Annotated in this window: 13 protein-coding genes, 1 rRNA gene and 2 pseudogenes; 10 read left to right on the forward strand and 6 right to left on the reverse strand. The window is 72.1% G+C overall.

Translation table 11 applies throughout. The features are described 5' to 3' along the window. The 3 genes and pseudogenes from rrf to ACZ7LS_RS18715 form a co-directional block, all read left to right on the forward strand. Nucleotides 1-88: ribosomal RNA gene (gene rrf / locus ACZ7LS_RS18705) — 5S ribosomal RNA — on the forward strand; the annotation flags it as partial. Nucleotides 89-628: 540 nt separating this feature from the next. After that, nucleotides 629-1,201 (forward strand): annotated as a pseudogene (locus tag ACZ7LS_RS18710) (hypothetical protein); the annotation flags it as partial. Between the two features lie 240 nt (nt 1,202-1,441). Then, entirely contained in the window at nt 1,442-2,215 is a 774-nt protein-coding gene (locus ACZ7LS_RS18715) for a tetratricopeptide repeat protein (protein ID WP_382675779.1), read from the forward strand. Nucleotides 2,216-2,293: 78 nt separating this feature from the next. Here ACZ7LS_RS18715 and ACZ7LS_RS18720 read toward each other — a convergent pair whose 3' ends face one another. After that, a complete protein-coding gene (locus ACZ7LS_RS18720; protein WP_385136956.1) occupies nt 2,294-3,571 on the reverse strand; it encodes a DUF1015 domain-containing protein in 1,278 nt (425 codons plus the stop codon). Between the two features lie 71 nt (nt 3,572-3,642). On the opposite strand from ACZ7LS_RS18720, the gene ACZ7LS_RS18725 reads away from it, so the two are divergent. Further along, nucleotides 3,643-4,734 carry an HAD-IIA family hydrolase gene (locus tag ACZ7LS_RS18725; RefSeq protein ID WP_385136954.1) on the forward strand — a complete coding sequence of 364 codons (1,092 nt, stop codon included), beginning with the start codon at nt 3,643-3,645 and terminating at the stop codon, nt 4,732-4,734. 106 nt (nt 4,735-4,840) lie between these two features. Here the strand turns inward: ACZ7LS_RS18725 and ACZ7LS_RS18730 are convergent, their stop codons facing one another. Together ACZ7LS_RS18730 and ACZ7LS_RS18735 are read right to left on the reverse strand one after the other, a co-directional pair. Further along, nucleotides 4,841-5,356 carry a siderophore-interacting protein gene (locus ACZ7LS_RS18730; RefSeq protein WP_469448320.1) on the reverse strand — a complete coding sequence of 172 codons (516 nt, stop codon included), beginning with the start codon at nt 5,354-5,356 and terminating at the stop codon, nt 4,841-4,843. 125 nt (nt 5,357-5,481) lie between these two features. Further along, nucleotides 5,482-5,748 (reverse strand): annotated as a pseudogene (locus ACZ7LS_RS18735) (siderophore-interacting protein); the annotation flags it as partial. A gap of 59 nt (nt 5,749-5,807) precedes the next feature. On the opposite strand from ACZ7LS_RS18735, the gene ACZ7LS_RS18740 reads away from it, so the two are divergent. After that, complete coding sequence (locus tag ACZ7LS_RS18740) at nt 5,808-6,689, forward strand: ABC transporter ATP-binding protein (protein ID WP_385136952.1); 882 nt, start codon at nt 5,808-5,810, stop codon at nt 6,687-6,689. A gap of 40 nt (nt 6,690-6,729) precedes the next feature. Here the strand turns inward: ACZ7LS_RS18740 and ACZ7LS_RS18745 are convergent, their stop codons facing one another. Continuing rightward, on the reverse strand, nt 6,730-7,077 hold the full coding sequence (locus ACZ7LS_RS18745) for a sterol-binding protein (RefSeq protein WP_382530433.1): 348 nt from the start codon (nt 7,075-7,077) through the stop codon (nt 6,730-6,732). A gap of 54 nt (nt 7,078-7,131) precedes the next feature. Between ACZ7LS_RS18745 and ACZ7LS_RS18750 the strand changes: the two genes are divergently transcribed. The 5 genes from ACZ7LS_RS18750 to ACZ7LS_RS18770 all read left to right on the forward strand — a co-directional run bounded on the left by ACZ7LS_RS18750 (nt 7,132) and on the right by ACZ7LS_RS18770 (nt 12,795). After that, entirely contained in the window at nt 7,132-7,581 is a 450-nt protein-coding gene (locus tag ACZ7LS_RS18750; protein WP_385136958.1) for a hypothetical protein, read from the forward strand. A 36-nt stretch (nt 7,582-7,617) separates the two neighbouring features. Continuing rightward, nucleotides 7,618-8,433 carry a TlyA family RNA methyltransferase gene (locus tag ACZ7LS_RS18755; RefSeq protein ID WP_356518613.1) on the forward strand — a complete coding sequence of 272 codons (816 nt, stop codon included), beginning with the start codon at nt 7,618-7,620 and terminating at the stop codon, nt 8,431-8,433. Further along, nucleotides 8,430-9,335 carry an NAD kinase gene (locus ACZ7LS_RS18760; protein ID WP_129770131.1) on the forward strand — a complete coding sequence of 302 codons (906 nt, stop codon included), beginning with the start codon at nt 8,430-8,432 and terminating at the stop codon, nt 9,333-9,335. The genes ACZ7LS_RS18755 and ACZ7LS_RS18760 overlap by 4 nt, the downstream gene beginning before the upstream one ends. Before the next feature lie 154 nt (nt 9,336-9,489). Further along, nucleotides 9,490-11,244 (forward strand): DNA repair protein RecN, encoded by a 1,755-nt coding sequence (gene recN / locus ACZ7LS_RS18765; RefSeq protein ID WP_385136950.1) that lies wholly within the window; start codon nt 9,490-9,492, stop codon nt 11,242-11,244. A gap of 459 nt (nt 11,245-11,703) precedes the next feature. Continuing rightward, on the forward strand, nt 11,704-12,795 hold the full coding sequence (locus tag ACZ7LS_RS18770) for a glycosyltransferase family 4 protein (protein ID WP_385136949.1): 1,092 nt from the start codon (nt 11,704-11,706) through the stop codon (nt 12,793-12,795). 49 nt (nt 12,796-12,844) lie between these two features. On the opposite strand, the gene ACZ7LS_RS18775 is transcribed toward ACZ7LS_RS18770, so the two are convergent. Then, complete coding sequence (locus ACZ7LS_RS18775; protein WP_382675801.1) at nt 12,845-14,473, reverse strand: PucR family transcriptional regulator; 1,629 nt, start codon at nt 14,471-14,473, stop codon at nt 12,845-12,847. A gap of 221 nt (nt 14,474-14,694) precedes the next feature. Further along, nucleotides 14,695-16,521: a glycoside hydrolase family 15 protein gene (locus tag ACZ7LS_RS18780; protein ID WP_240045728.1), complete on the reverse strand. Its 1,827-nt coding sequence runs from the start codon at nt 16,519-16,521 to the stop codon at nt 14,695-14,697. Between the last annotated feature and the right edge of the window lie 96 nt (nt 16,522-16,617).

Here is a 16,617-nt window from a genome sequence, read left to right on the forward strand (position 1 = left end):
CGGTTACATTCCGAACCCGGAAGCTAAGCCTCACAGCGCCGATGGTACTGCAGGGGGGACCCTGTGGGAGAGTAGGACGCCGCCGAACAATCTTTCATGGACCCGTGGTCCAGCGTTCACGCTGGATCACGGGTCTTTTTTTGTTTCCACCCGTTTTTGCCCGAAGCGCATCGGAAGGCCGACTGCGCGAGAATGACTGCGGTACCCGAAGACAGGAGCCCAACCGATGTCCCCCAATTCCTCCGACGACCGTCCTGAGCGCGACCAGCGCCGCAGGGACAGCGGTGACCGGGGCGGCTTCCGCGGAGGTCGTGACGACCGCGAGCGCGGACCGCGGCGTGATGATCGGGACCGTGGTGGTTTCCGTCGTGATGACAACAACCGCCGTGATGACAATCGCGGTGGCGGGTTCCGTGGTGCGCGTGACGACCGGCCGACCGGCCCCCGTCGCGATGACCGCTCCGGCGGTCCGCGTCGTGAGGACGACCGCGGCGGTCGCCCCAATTCCGGTTTCAGCGGTGGCGGTTACGGTCGTCGGGATGACAACCGCGGTGGCCGGCCCGCTGGTGGCGGTGGGCGGCCGACTGGTGGTGGACGGCCGACCGGTGGCGGCGGCGGTGGGTACGGGCGTCGTGACGACCGCCCGAGCACTCCGCATCGTTCCGACGACCGTGGCGGCTTCGGGCGTCGGGATGACCGGCCCGCTGGTCCTCGTCGTGACGACCGGCGTGATGACCGGCCGGCGTTCCGTCGTGATGATCGTCGTGATGACCGGCCCTCGGGTCCGCGTCGGGATGACCGGCCCGGTGGTTTCCGTCGTGACGACCGTCCCAGCGGCCCCCGCCGGGACAACGACCGCGGCGGGTTCAGGGGTCGTGACGACCGCCGCGACGATCGCCCCGCTGGCCCTCGTCGTGACGACCGGCGTGACGATCGTCCGGCGTTCCGTCGTGATGATCGTCGTGATGACCGGCCCTCGGGTCCGCGTCGGGATGACCGTCGTGATGACCGGCCCGGTGGTTTCCGTCGTGACGACCGTCCCAGCGCTCCCCGCCGGGACAACGACCGCGGCGGATACCGGGGCCGTGACGACCGCCGTGACGACCGGCCGGGCGGCTTCCGTCGGGATGAACGTTCCGCCGGACCCCGCCGTGACGACAATCGCGGTGGCGGCGGTTACGGGCGCCGGGACGACCGTCCCAGTGGTCCGCGCCGTGATGACCGGGGCGGGCGTCCCAGCGGTGGCGCTGGCGGTGGCGGCTACGGGCGTCGCGACGACCGGGGCGGGGACCGTGGTGGATACCGGGGCCGTGACGACAACCGCGGTGGCGGTTACGAGCGCCGGGACGACCGGGACCGCGACCGCGAGCCCATCAAGCGGCTGCCCATCCCCGAGGACGTCACGGGTGACGAGATCGACAAGAGCGTCCGGCAGGAGCTGATGAGCCTGCCCAAGACGCTCGCCGAGGACGTCGCCAGAAACCTCGTCATGGTCGCGAAGCTGATCGACGAGGACCCCGAGCAGGCTTACGCGTACTCGCGTATCGCGCTGCGGCTCGCCTCCAGGGTCGCCGCCGTACGTGAGGCCGCCGGCTTCGCCGCGTACGCCACGCAGAAGTACGCGGAGGCGCTGGCCGAGTTCCGGGCGGCGCGGCGGATGACCGGGGGCGTCGATCTGTGGCCCGTCATGGCGGACTGCGAGCGCGGCCTCGGCCGTCCCGAGCGTGCGATGGCGATGGCCGGCGAGCCCGAGGTGCAGAAGCTCGACAAGGCCGGGCAGGTCGAGATGCGGCTCGTCGCGGCCGGTGCGCGCAGGGACATGGGGCAGATCGAAGCCGCCATCGTCACGCTGCAGAGTCCCGAGCTGGCGTCGAACTCCGTACAGCCGTGGACCGCGCGGCTGCGGTACGCGTACGCCGACGCCCTGCTGTCGGCCGGGCGTGAGGACGAGGCGCGGGAGTGGTTCGGCAAGACGATCGAGGCGGACAAGGACGGGGCGACGGACGCCTCGGACCGTCTCGCCGAGCTGGACGGCGTCGAGTTCGTCGATGCCATGGGTGAGGACGAGGACGAGCCCGGCACATCGGTCGAGACCGAGACCGAGACCGAGACCGACACCGATGTCGACTTCGAAGTCGACGTTGATGCCGACGTCGATGTCGATGACGACAACGAGGCCGGTATCGACGACAAGCACACGCACGACAAAGGCTGAGCGACGAGCTGAGTGACATACGAGTGGGCGGCACCCGGACCCGGGTGCCGCCCACTCGTATGTCGGCCCAGGGTTACGTCAGCCGAGATCCAGGCTCCGCAGTACCAGCCCCGTCGCCGGCTTCGGACCGAAGGACGTCGACTTGCGCGGCATCGTGACGCCCTGGAGCGCCAGCTCCCGTACGACGTCCTCGTGCACCGGATGCATCAGGACCGCCGTGCTGCCGTCCTGTTCCGCCTTGCTGACGGCCGCTTCCGTGTCATGGATGTAGGCGATGTGCTCCGGGGTGTCCGGGATCCGCCAGATGTGGTCGAGCAGCGTGGAATGGAGGACCGTCGCGTCCAGGTTCCGCCAGGCCGCCGGCCGGTCGGGCGGGACCGTACGCGCCAGCAGGTCCCGGTCCGGCCGGTCGGCCAGCTGGAACCGGCCGTCCCCGGCGAGCAGGAACGCGTTGCCCGAGGCGGCGGCGTCGGCCAGCGCGTCGAGGGCCTCTGGGAGCGGCCCGCCGACCGTACGGATCCGGAAGGAGCCCGTCAGAGCCGCCACCGCCCGGTCGGCCGGCAGCCCGTGCAGCAGCCGGTGGATGGAGCGGACCTGGAGCGGGTAGCGGGCCGTGTCGATCAGGAGCACCAGACCGTAGCCCCAGGGCCCCGGCGCCGGGTGCTCGTCCCGCAGCCGCAGATACGTCGCCCAGCGGTGATGACCGTCGGCGATCAGGGCCTGGTGGTGCGCGAGGTCGTCGGTGATCTCCGCGAGGTCTCCGGGCGCGGTGACCGACCACAGCCGGTGGCTGAACCCGTCCTCCGTGGTCGTCGCCAGAAGCGGGGAGCGGCGGATGACGCGCTCGATCACAGCTGCCGCACCGGCCGTCTCGTCCCCCTTCCGGTATGTCAGCAGCAGCGGTTCCAGGTTCGCCGCGGTCGTCCGCATCAGAGCCGCGCGGTCCGCCACGACATCCGGCATCACGTCCTCGTGCGGCAGCACGATGCCGTCCGCCGGGGCGGAGAGCGCCAGGGCCCCGATGACGCCGCGCTGGAGCAGTTCGCCCTTGCGCTGCTCGTACACGTACAGCGCGGGCTCCGGATCCGGGGCGAGGACGCCCTCCGACAGCCACTGTTCCAGCGTCGCCGCCGCCTGGCGGTGGCGGTCCTCGGGGGTGGCTGCCTGCGGCAGGATCAGCCGGACGATGTTGTGCGGATCCGCCGACTCCAGATGGTGCAGCCCGTCCGGCCTGACGACCACGTCGTACGGCGGCGAGGTCACCGCGGAGAGACTGCCGACGCGCTCGGGGACATAGCGGAGTCCACGGAACGGAATCAGCCGCAGCCCCTTGTCCGCAGGACCTGTTGTGTTCATTCGGGCATCGTATGTGCGGTACGGGGATGAGCGATGATCGGGGGATAACCCGAGCGAGGAGCGTAAGACGGATGAGCCAGCAGAGCAGGACCAGGCCGAGCGGGAGTACGACCGCGCTGAACGAGGCGTACGACACGGCTCTGCTCGATCTCGACGGGGTCGTGTACGCGGGCGGGGAGGCCATCGCGTACGCGGTCGAGTCGCTCAACACGGCCCGGGACAGGGGGATGCGTCTCGCGTATGTCACCAACAACGCGCTCCGGCCGCCGGACACCGTCGCCGCGCATCTGACGGAGCTGGGTGTGCCCGCCGACCCCGCCGATGTGATCACCTCCGCGCAGGCGGTGTCGCGGCTGATCGCCGAGCAGCTTCCGCGGGGATCCAAGGTGCTGGTCATCGGTGGTGAGGGGCTGCGGATCGCGCTGCGTGAGCGCGGTCTCGAACCGGTGGAGTCGGCCGACGACGACCCGGCCGCCGTGGTGCAGGGGTACGGGGGACCCGACCTGGCCTGGGGACGGTTCGCCGAGGCGTGCTACGCGATCAACCACGGCGTGCCGTGGTTCGCGTCCAATACGGATCTGACGATTCCGAGCGCGCGGGGGATCATGCCGGGCAATGGCGCGGCGGTCGAGGTCGTCCGGATCGCGACGGGCGCCGAGCCGCAGGTCGCGGGCAAGCCGCTGCCCCCGATGCACCGGGAGACGATCCTGCGGACCGGGGCGAAGCACGCGCTGGTGGTCGGAGACCGGCTGGACACGGACATCGAGGGGGCGTTCAACGGAGGGGTGGACTCGCTGCTCGTCCTGACGGGGGTGACGGACGCGGCGGAGCTGCTGACCGCCGAGCCCCGGCACCGGCCGACGTATGTGGATCTGGATCTGCGCGGGCTGCTGACCGGCCAGCCCGACGTCACCGATGTGACCGATGTGACCGGTGTGACCGGTGTCGCCGATGCCGTCGACGCGTCTGGTTCCGGCGGAGCGGTGCGAGCCTTCGGGTGCGGTGGCTGGACCGCGTACGTCAGCGCCGGCGCGCTGGTGCTCGACGGGGAGGGCGCGGCGCTGGACGGGCTGCGCGCGCTGTGCGCGGCGGCCTGGACGGACGCGGGTGACGGCTCCTGCACGCGGGACGCGGGCAAGGCACTGGCCAAGCTCGGTCTGTAGCGAGGCAGTAGCGGGTCCCCGGCTCCGTGGCGGGTCCGCGGCTCTGTGGCGGGTCCGCGGCTCTGTGTCCGGTCCCGTCGGCAGGCGGGATGGTCGGGCGGGACGGTCAGGCATCCTCTCCGGCGACCATCAGATGGTCCTCGGAGGCACCCCGGCGCCAGTAGCCGCTGAACGTGACGGTCTTACGGTCGAAGCCGCGTTCTCCGACGAGATGGCGGCGTACGGCCTTCACCGTCGCCGACTCACCGGCGACCCAGGCGTACGGGGTGCCCCCGGGCAGAGCGGCGGCGCGGATCGCGTCCGCCGTGGCGGACGGGGCGTGGTGGCCGCGGGTCAGCCAGACGGTCTCGGCGTCGGCCTCGGTGGGGAGTTCCTGGCGGTCGGCCGGGTCCTGGACCTCGATCCAGACCCGGGCGGGCATGCCGGGCGGCAGGGATTCCAGGATCCCGGCGACGGCGGGCAGGGCCGACTCGTCGGCGGTCAGGAGGATCCAGCCGGTGCCGTCCGGGGGCCGGAACTCATAGCCGGCGTTCTCCCCGTCGACCGGTGCCAGGACGGCGATCCTGGCACCGGGCCGGGCCGCTCGCGCCCAGCGCGTGGCGGGTCCTGACACGGCGTCCACGGCCGTACCACCACAACTGCCTTCGCCGTCCCCGCCCTTGGCCTCGTCCCTGGTCCGGTCCCGTCCTTGCCCTCCGTGCCGTGCAGGGCGAAGTCGATGACCAACTCGTGCGGGTCGCGGCGCAGTTCGCGCACGGTGTACGTACGCATGACGCCCCGTATCCCGGGATCGAGCTCGCGCCAGGCGTCGTACCAGTCGGCCCGCGCCGGGTCCGGCATGACCGGTTCGCGCTCGCCCGGCCGCGGCAGGAACAGCTTGACGCGCTGGTCGCGTCCGGCCGAGGCCATCCGTGACAGGTCCGGGCCGCCGAGGACGATCCGCGCCATCGACGGGGTGACGCGCTCCGTGCGGAGCACCTCGACGGTGAAGAACTGGAAGGGGGCGTCGGTCATATGGCCTCTTCGCCTTTCCCGCAGCGTGATCGATTGCGAGGGTAGGCTAACCTAACTTAATGACCTCGCAGCGCCTCACCGCGGAATCGGTGACCCTCGGCTACGACCAGCGGATCATCGCCAGTGACCTGTCGGTCGAGATCCCCGACCAGTCGTTCACGGTGATCGTGGGGCCGAACGCCTGCGGCAAGTCGACTTTGCTGCGCGCGCTTTCGCGGATGCTCAAACCGTCCGGCGGGCGCGTTCTGCTCGACGGCACGGCCATTCACTCCCTGCCCGCCAAGAAGGTCGCCAGGACCCTGGGGCTGCTGCCGCAGTCGTCCATCGCGCCCGACGGGATCACGGTCGTGGATCTGGTGGCGCGCGGTCGCTATCCGCACCAGGGGCTGCTGCGTCAGTGGTCGCCGGAGGACGAGCGGATTGTCGAGGAATCGATGGCGGCGACCGGGGTCGGTGAGCTGGCCGGTCGCTATGTCGACGAACTGTCCGGCGGTCAGCGCCAGCGGGTGTGGATCGCGATGGCGCTCGCCCAGCAGACGCCGCTCCTGCTGCTGGACGAGCCGACCACCTTTCTCGACATCCAGCACCAGATCGATGTGCTCGACCTCTGCGCCGAGCTGCACGAGACTCAGGGCCGTACGCTCGTCGCCGTCCTGCACGACCTCAACCACGCGGCCCGGTACGCCACCCACCTCATCGCGATGCGCGACGGGCGGATCGTGGCCGAGGGCGCCCCGGCGGACGTGGTCACGGCGGAGCGGGTGGAGGAGGTGTTCGGGCTGCGCTGCCAGGTCATCGACGATCCGGAGACCGGTACGCCGCTGGTGGTCCCGGCGGGACGGCGGGCGCGACGGCCCGTATCCGTGCCGCCGCGAGCCGTGCCGCCGCGATCTGTTCCGCCGCGATCCGTGCCACGGGAATCCGTACCGTCGGGGAAGTGAGCCGGAGCGGGCCCGCCCACCGGGCCTCGACGGCGCGCCCTCAGAGCAGCGATCTCAGCCGCAGCAGATCGCGGAAACCGGCCTCCAGTCCGACCCGGCCCGAGCCCCAGGCGCGGGCGAAGTTCAGTTCACCGTCAACCAGCGCCACCAGGTCGTCGCCCGTCATGGCGAGTCGGATCTCGGCCTTCTGCGGTGGTGGACCCTCCACGGTGTCGGTCACCACGATCCGGCCGTCCACCAGACGTCCGGTGAACGTGACATCGAGATCGGTGATGTGGCAGCTGAGCGAGCGGTCGAAACCGGCCGCGGTGCGGACCTTTCCGTCCGCCTGCGCCAGATTGTCAGAGAGCTTGTCGAGTGCGCCGCGGCACTCCTCCATCGTCGCCATCGCGATCGACGGTACCGCAGGGCTTCGCGGTAGCGTCTGGGCATGAGCGACTCGATGGCGGGCCCGGCCGGGCGAGGGTCCGAGCGGCGGCCCGGAGAACGGCCAGGCGAACGGCCCGAGCAACGGCCCGAGCAACGGCCCGAGCAGCGATCCGAAGAACGACCCGGGGAGCGGCCCGAGCGGGAGACGGATCGGGCGCCGGCGGGGGAGAGGGAACGGGAGACCGGGGCCGCCGGACCCGCCGCCCACGACCCCGCCGCACCCCTGCCGCTCGGCCTGGAGCGGATCCCCACCGGCGAGGCCGAGGTGGACGCGCTGCTGACCCGGCTCGCCGACGCCGACCACCTCCCCGCGGACGGCCATGTCGAGGTGTACGAGGATGTACACCGGGGCCTGCGCGACGCGCTGACCGCGCTCGACGCACGTCCGGCACCTCAGGGCGTCCCAGGACCCCAGGGGTTTCCACCGCCTCAGGGGCCCCGGGGGCAGCCGACGCCCCGCTGACTTCTCCCGCGTACGACCACAGGAGCTGAACCGAACGTGGCTGGACTGGCACGCCGCCGTCTCGATGCCGAGCTGGTACGCCGTAACCTCGCGCGCTCGCGTGAGCACGCGAGCCAGCTGATCGCCGCGGGCCGGGTGACCGTCGGCGGCACCACCGCGACCAAACCCGCCACCCAGGTGGAGACCAGCGCCGCCGTCGTCGTCACCGAGGACGACGGCGATCCCGACTACGTCTCGCGCGGCGGGCACAAACTCGCCGGAGCGCTGGCGGCCTTCGTACCGCTCGGACTTGAGGTCGCCGGCCGCCGGGCGCTCGACGCCGGCGCGTCCACCGGCGGTTTCACGGATGTCCTGCTGCGGGCCGGCGTCGGCCATGTCGTCGCCGTGGACGTCGGTTACGGCCAACTCGCCTGGTCGCTGCGGAGTGATGAACGCGTCACCGTCAAGGATCGTACGAACGTACGTGAGTTGACGCTCGAAGCGATCGAAGGGGAGCCCGTGGATCTGATCGTGGGGGATCTGTCGTTCATCCCGCTGGGGGTGGTGCTGCCCGCGCTGGTGAACTGCGCCGCCCCGGACGCCGATCTCGTACTGATGGTGAAGCCGCAGTTCGAGGTGGGCAAGGAGCGGCTGGGCAGCGGAGGGGTCGTGCGCAGCCCGGAACTCCGCGCCGAGGCCGTACGGACCGTGGCGCGGCGCGCGGGCGAACTCGGCCTCGGAGTAAGGGGAGTCACGGCCAGTCCGCTGCCGGGACCCTCCGGAAACGTTGAGTATTTTCTGTGGCTCAGGGCCGGAGCACCCGAACTGGACCCGGCCGATGTCGACCGTGCAGTGGCGGAGGGACCCCGTTGACGTCGAACGCAGAACGCACCGTATTCCTGCTGGCCCACACCGGCAGACCCGCGGCGATCCGCAGCGCGGAACTGGTCGTGAACGGACTGGTACGCAGCGGACTCGGCGTACGGGTCCTGGCGGCGGAGGCGGTCGACCTGCCGCTGCCGGAGTCCGTGGAGACGGTCCCCGACGCCACCCCGGCCGCGCTCGACGGCTGTGAGCTGCTGATCGTGCTCGGCGGGGACGGCACGCTGCTGCGCGGCGCCGCGTTCGCGCGGGCCTCGGGCGTCCCGATGCTCGGGGTCAATCTGGGCAGGGTCGGCTTCCTCGCCGAGGCGGAACGTGACGATCTGGACAAGGTCGTCAACCGCGTGGTCACTCGCTCCTACGAGGTCGAGGAGCGGATGACCATCGATGTCGTCGTGCGCAGCAACGGCGATGTGGTCCACCGGGACTGGGCGCTCAACGAGGCGGCCGTACAGAAGGTCTCACCGGAACGGATGCTCGAAGTCGTCCTGGAGATCGACGGACGGCCGGTCACGGCGTTCGGCTGTGACGGAATCGTCTGTGCCACTCCCACGGGGTCGACGGCGTACGCCTTCTCGGCCGGCGGGCCGGTCGTCTGGCCGGAGGTCGAGGCGCTGCTGATGGTGCCGATCAGCGCCCACGCGCTCTTCGCGAAGCCGCTGGTGACCTCGCCGACCACGGTGCTCGCGGTGGAGGTGCAGGCGAACACCCCGCACGGGGTGCTGTGGTGCGACGGGCGCAGGACCGTGGAACTGCCGCCGGGAGCGCGGGTGGAGGTACGGCGCGGAGCCGTCCCGGTACGGCTGGCGCGGCTGCATCACGCGTCGTTCACCGACCGGCTGGTGGCCAAGTTCGCGCTGCCGGTGTCCGGCTGGCGCGGGGCGCCGCACTGACCGGACCGGCCGGTGCGAAACCGACAGGACGTAGGGGGTGTTTCCGGGTGGATTCGGTACGTAACGCTCAGACCGCGCACCACCCGGACACTGCCCGGTCGAGGGAATCGGGGGTGGGGTCCGTCGCGCGGGGGCTCCCGGACCTCGTATGGTCATGACCGTGTTGGAGGAGATGCGGATACGGTCGCTCGGAGTCATCGACGACGCGGTCGTCGAGCTGTCACCCGGCTTCACGGCGGTGACCGGTGAGACGGGCGCGGGCAAGACCATGGTCGTCACCAGTCTCGGACTGCTGCTCGGCGGACGCGCCGATCCCGCGCTTGTGCGGATCGGCGCGAAGTCGGCGGTCGTGGAGGGGCGGATCGCCCTCGCCGCCGGCGCCCCGGCGACCCTGCGTGCCGAGGAGGCGGGGGCGGAGCTGGACGACGGAACGCTGCTCATCAGCAGAACCGTCTCGGCGGAGGGGCGCTCGCGGGCCCATCTCGGCGGGCGCTCCGTGCCCGTGGGCGTGCTGGCCGAGCTGGCGGACGACCTGGTCGCGGTGCACGGCCAGACCGACCAGCAGGGGCTGCTGCGGCCCGCCCGGCAGCGCAAGGCGCTCGACCGGTACGCGGGCGACGCGGTCGCCGTTCCGTACGCCGCCTACACCGAGGCCTACCGCAGGCTGCGCACCGTCGCCGCGGAGCTGGAGGAACTGACCACCCGGGCCCGTGAGCGCGCCCAGGAAGCCGATCTGCTGCGCTTCGGGCTGGACGAGATCGGGGCGGTCGAGCCGAGGGCGGGCGAGGACGTCGAGCTCGCCGCGGAGGCCGAGCGCCTCGGCCACGCGGAGGCGCTCGCCTCCGCCGCGTCCGTCGCGCACGCCGCGCTGGCGGGCAACCCCGAGGATCCGGAGGGCGTCGACGCGACGACCCTGGTCGGGGGAGCGGGCCGGGCGCTGGAGGCCGTACGGTCCCATGACCCCGCGCTCGCCGGGCTCGCCGAGCGGATGGGCGAGATCTCCATTCTGCTGGCGGACGTGGCCGGTGAACTCGCCGGATACGCGGACAATCTGGACGCCGATCCGCTGCGGCTGGCCGCCGTGGAGGAGCGCAGGGCCGCGCTCACCGGCCTGACCCGCAAGTACGGCGAGGACATCACCACCGTCCTGGCCTGGGCCGAGGAGAGCAGCGCGCGGCTGACCGAGCTGGAGGGCGACGACGAACGGATCGGCGAGCTGACGGCCGAGCGGGACACCCTGCGGTCCGAGCTGTCCGTGCTGGCGCAGGCGCTGACCGACGCGCGTACGGCGGCGGCGGCGCTCTTCGCGGAGGCCGTCACGGCCGAGCTGGCCTCGCTCGCCATGCCGCACGCGCGCGTCTCGTTCGACATCCGCCAGACCGAGTCCGCCGAGGAGGCGGACGGCGTCGAGGTCGGCGGCCGCGCGGTCGTCCACGGGCCGCACGGCGTCGACGAGGTCGAACTGCTGCTGGCACCCCACCCGGGTGCCCAGCCCCGGCCGATCGCCAAGGGCGCGTCCGGTGGTGAGCTGTCGCGGGTGATGCTCGCGGTGGAGGTGGTGTTCGCGGGCTCGGATCCGGTGCCGACGTATCTCTTCGACGAGGTGGACGCGGGCGTCGGCGGCAAGGCGGCGGTCGAGGTGGGCCGCCGGCTGGCGAAGCTCGCCGCGTCGGCGCAGGTGGTCGTGGTCACGCACCTCCCGCAGGTCGCGGCCTTCGCCGACCGGCAGCTGCTGGTCGAGAAGACGGTGGACGGCTCGGTGACACGCTCCGGGGTGACGGTCCTGGAAGGCGAGGACCGGGTACGGGAGTTGTCGCGGATGCTGGCGGGCCAGGAGGACTCGGAAACGGCGCGGGCGCACGCGGAGGAACTGCTGGCCACGGCGCGGGGTGCGGCCTCCGGCGGCTAGGGCGTGTTTCGAAAGGAGCGCTGTCCCCTACGGCGGCCGTACGGCGGGCAGAGGCGGCGGGACAGCCGCGCGCCGTATACGAAGCGCTCCGCGAACAGGCGCCCGGAGGATCGGAGTTCGCCCGGCGTACCCACCACGCCGGGCGCACGCCGGATCTGTACACTGCCCCGCGACCGCCCTCGGCCGCCACCGCCGGAGCCGCCGTCCCGGCCCCGCGCGCACTGGGAGTTGTCGCCGCGACGGCGTACGGTGACCGGGTCGGCCATCGCGCCTTCTCACCCATGTGAGTGATCCGGGTGCCGAGTTGAGGGGCCGGACACACGAACGACGCCCCGGCGGTGCCGGAACGTGCGTACGGACTGGCATCCTTGGCGCAGCGACTTTCGGGCCCCGCGCCGCGCTTCCGGGCAGCCCTGCCGTCCACCCGTTCCCCCATCCCGATCCAGGAGCCTTGACCACGTGACACAACTGCGTACGGTCCAGGTACTTGGCGGCGGCAGTGCGGGCAGCAGTGCGCACGTACGCTCCCTGGCGGCCGGTCTGGCCGCCAGGGGAGTGCGGGTGACGGTGTGCGCCCCCGCCGAGCTCGACCGCGCCTACGACTTCCGGGGCGCGGGGGCGTATCACGTACCCGTGCCCCGGCGCGGCGATCCGGCGGCCGTCGCGGCCCTGCGGGCGGCCTGCGCCGGCGCGGACGTGGTGCACGCGCATGGTGTGCACGCCGCCGTACGGACCGCGATCGCGCTCAGTGGGATGCGCGTGCCGCTCGTCGTCACCTGGCACACCCGCGCGCACGCCGAAGGACCGCGCGGCCGGCTGCTGCGGCTGATGGAGCGAAGAGCCGCCAGAGCGGCGGCCGTTGTACTCGGCACCTCCTCGGAACTGGTCGACCGGGCCCGCGAGCGCGGGGCGCGCGACGCCCGTCTCGCGTCGGTCGCGGTGCCCGCGCCCCACCGGCCCGCCGACGACGGTCCCGAGAACAAGTCGCGCGCCGAACTCGGCGCCGTCGACCGGCCGTTGCTGATGGCCGTCGGCAGCCTCGTCCCCGGCAAGGGGTACGACACGCTGCTGGACGCGGCCAGGATCTGGCGTCACCTCGACCCCATGCCGCTGGTCGTCATCGCGGGCGAGGGGCGGGAGCGCGCCGCACTTCAGCGCCGCATCGAGGACGACGAGTTGCCCGTCCAGCTCATCGGCCGCCGCGACGACGTGTCCGAACTCCTCGCCGCCGCCGATGTCGCCGTGCTGCCCAGCCGCTGGGAGGCCCGCTCCGTCCTCGCGCAGGAGGCGCTGCGGCTCGGGGTCCCGCTGGTCGCCACGGCGGTCGGTGCCGTCCCCGAACTGGTCGGCGACGCGGCGGAACTCGTACCGTACGGGGACGCGACGGCCCTCGCGGACGCCGTGATACGCCTCCTCGGCGATCCCGAGCGCTGCCGGGAACTCGCCGCGACGGGCCTGGCGCAGGCGGCGAGCTGGCCGACGGAGGACGAGACCGTCGCGCAAGTGCTCAGCGTGTACGACGAGTTGACACGGCCCCGGCGATCCCACTGACACCTCTGCCCCTCCGCCCCCGCTGACCGGCCGACGGGGGCTCCGTCGGTCAGAGCGTGTGGCGTCTCGCCCGCAGCGCCAGGCTCAGGGCCAGCACCGTCTGCGGATCGTCCAGGTCCGTGCCGAGCAGTTCCGCGATCCGTGCCAGCCGGTTGTAGAGCGTCTGGCGGTTCAGATGCAGCTCGCGCGCCGTCTCCGCCTTGCGTCCCGCGTGGGCCAGATAGACCTCAAGAGTGGGCAGCAGCGCGGGCCGTGCGGTCCGGTCGTGCGCGCGCAGCGGACCGATCGCGCGGTCCACGAAGGCCGCCAGATCGGAGTGCTCACGCAGCCGCCACAGCAGCAGATCGATATCCAGCCTGCGGGCGTCGTACCAGGCGCGGTCCGGCAGCCCCTGGGCCGCCGTCGCGGTCTCCGCCGCGTGCCGCAGCCCCGCGCTCGCCGCCGCCCAGCCGCCCGCGACGCCGACGACCACCACCGGCGGCTGCGTCCCGGGACGCTCCAGCCCGGCCCGTTCCACGCCCGCGCGCAGCGCCGTCGCGACCCGGTCGGCCACCGCCGTACGCTCGGACTCGGTGCGCAGCCCGAGCAGCAGCGGAACGCGCCCCTCCACCGGGCGTACGCCCAGCAGCACCGGCACCCCCACCGACGACAGCTCCTCCAGCACGGCCCTGGCGAGCAGCGCCCAGTTGCCTGCCGGGGCCGACTCGGGCGCCAGCCGCATCACCACCGGCAGCAGGGGCCCCTCGCCCGGCTTGAAACCCAGCACCTTGGCCTGCGCGGGCGCGTCCTCCGCGAGGATCCGGCCCTCCGCGAGATCTGTCAGGAAGTCGCCACGGCCCCGGGCCGCGAGTTCGTCCTCCTGACGGGCCTGCATCAGGACGACCGCCAGGATGTCCGCCGCGCGCTCGGCCGCCAGCCGGTGCACCGGCAGTGGCGGCGCGGATACGGCGGGCAGCACCAGCCGCGCCCGTACCGCCCCGGTGCCGTGCCCGCCGCCGGGTACGTCCACCAGCACCGCCCCGGCAGGCGGTCCCGCCGCGCGCGCCGCCCGCTGGCCGCGCAGCCCCTCCCAGATCTGGAGCGGATCGGCGGCGGCGGGACCGGTGCCGGGGGCCGCCGCGTACAGCAGACGTCCCTCGGCCGTCTCCAGGAAGACCGGATTGCCCGCGAAATCCGCGAGAATACGGAGGACCTGCGGCACTCCGCCCCCGTCGAGCAGCGCCTCCGTGCACCGCCGGTGCACCTCCTCGGCCTGCCGCAGCAGCGCGTAATGGCCGTTCACGATCTCGGTGTGCACCTCTTCGGTCACCGAGACGAACGGCACCTCGCGGTGCAGCTGCACCAGCGGCAGCCCGGCGGCCCGAGCCGCCTCCACGATCGTCGCCGGAAGGCGGTCGAACCGGGACCCCAGCTCCACCACCAGGGCCGCGATCCCGCGCTCGGCGAGCCTGCGGACGAAGACCCGCTGCTCGGCCGGGCGGCTGCCCAGCCCGAGCCCCGTGGTGAGAAGCAGCTCGCCGCCCTTGAGCAGGGACGCGATGTACGGCACCTCACCCGCGTGCACCCAGCGCACCGTACGGTCCAGCCGGTCCGCGCAGGCGACGACCTCGGGCAGCCCGGCCCGGAGTCCCGGCAGCTCAAGAGCCCGCCGCACGGTGATTCCGCCCTGACTGTCCATGACGCCGGAGGCTACTGGAAAAGCGCGCGGGACAGCCCCGGCAGCCGACACCGTCCACGCAGATCAAGGTGCTGCCATGGAAGGCGCTCCGGTCGTGGACAACAGCGAGGACCGCGCCCACGGCCCGGCCGCGCACGCAGGCGCTGACCGGGGCGGTTCTGTGCACAAAGTGGGGATCGCCGGTGGGAAAAGGACACGGGACCAGCGATCCCACACGGGCGTCAGCCCCCGTACGCCCCCGAGGCCGTCAGCCTCAGCGCCGTGTCGATCAGCGGGACATGGCTGAACGCCTGCGGGAAGTTCCCCACTTGGCGCTGGAGCCGGGAGTCCCACTCCTCCGCCAGCAGCCCGAGATCGTTACGGAGCGCGAGCAGCTTCTCGAAGAGCTTCCTGGCCTCGTCCACCCGCCCGATCATCGCGAGATCGTCGGCGAGCCAGAACGAGCAGGCCAGGAACGCGCCCTCGTCGCCCTCCAGACCGTCCACCCCGGCGTCCTCGCCCGAGGTCGGGTACCGCATGATGAAGCCGTCCTCGGTGGACAGCTCCCGCTGGATCGCCTCGATCGTGCCGATGACCCGCTTGTCGTCCGGCGGCAGGAAGCCCATCTGCGGAATGAGCAGCAGCGACGCGTCCAGCTCCTTGGAGCCGTACGACTGCGTGAAGGTGTTCCGCTCCTTGTCGTACCCCTTCTCGCAGACATCGCGGTGGATGTCGTCCCGCATCTCGCGCCAGCGGTCCAGCGGCCCGTCGGCGTCGCCCGATTCGATCAGCTTGATCGTGCGGTCGACGGCCACCCAGGCCATCACCTTCGAGTGCACGAAGTGCCGGCGCGGACCGCGCACCTCCCAGATGCCCTCGTCCGGCTGGTCCCAGTGCTTCTCCAGATACCGGATCAGCTTGAGCTGGAGCACCGAGGCGTAGTCGTTGCGGGCCAGGCCGGTCATATGCGCCAGATGCAGCGCTTCGGTGACCTCGCCGTACACATCCAGCTGGAGCTGGTGCGCGGCGCCGTTGCCGACCCGGACCGGGCCCGAGCGCTCATAGCCGGGCAGCCAGTCCAGCTCCGCCTCGCCGAGCTCGCGCTCACCCGCGATGCCGTACATGATCTGCAGATTCTCCGGGTCGCCGGCGACCGCGCGCAGCAGCCACTCGCGCCAGGCGCGGGCCTCCTCGCGGTAGCCGGTGCGCAGCAGCGAGGAGAGCGTGATCGCGGCGTCGCGCAGCCAGGTGTAGCGGTAGTCCCAGTTCCGTACGCCGCCGATCTCCTCCGGCAGCGAGGTCGTCGGCGCCGCCACGATCCCGCCCGTCGGCGCGTAGGTCAGCGCCTTGAGCGTGATCAGCGAACGGACCACCGCCTCCCGGTAGGGGCCGTGGTAGGTGCAGTGCTCGACCCATTCACGCCAGAAGTCGGAGGTCGCCTCCAGTGATCCCTCGGGGTCGGGCAGCGCGGGCGGCTGCCGGTGCGAGGGCTGCCAGCTGATCGTGAACGCGATCCGGTCTCCCGGCGCCACCGTGAAGTCGGAGTACGTCGTGAGGTCCTTGCCGTACGTCTCGGCGTCCGTATCCAGCCATACCGAGTCGGGCCCCGCGACGGCGACCGTGCGGTTGTCCACCTTGTGGACCCAGGGCACGACCCGCCCGTAACTGAACCTCATCCGCAGCGCGGACCGCATCGGCACGCGTCCGCTGATGCCCTCCACGATCCGGATCACCTGCGGAGCGCCGTCACGCGGGGGCATGAAATCGGTCACTCTGACGGTGCCGCGCGGGGTGTCCCACTCCGATTCGAGAATCAGTGAGTCTCCGCGGTAGCGGCGCCGCGTGGCCCGTGGCGGCACGGAACCCGCGGGATGCGCGGGTCCCAGTCGCCAGAAACCATGCTCATCGGTGCCGAGCAGTGCCGCGAACACGGCGTGCGAGTCGAAGCGGGGCAGGCACAGCCAGTCGACTGTGCCGTCCCGGCAGACCAGGGCAGCGGTCTGCATGTCTCCGATGAGTGCGTAATCCTCGATGCGCCCGGCCACGTGCATCTCCAGTCGAACGGCCATGTCCGCCCCGTGGGGCGCGTACTTCGGTCAAGGGTCGTTGACGAGCTCTATTTCCGGGAAATCGGGCGGGGATGGTGCCGTTTGCCGGCCGGACTC

It is taken from the genome of Streptomyces sp. NPDC039430 (genome assembly GCF_055639435.1).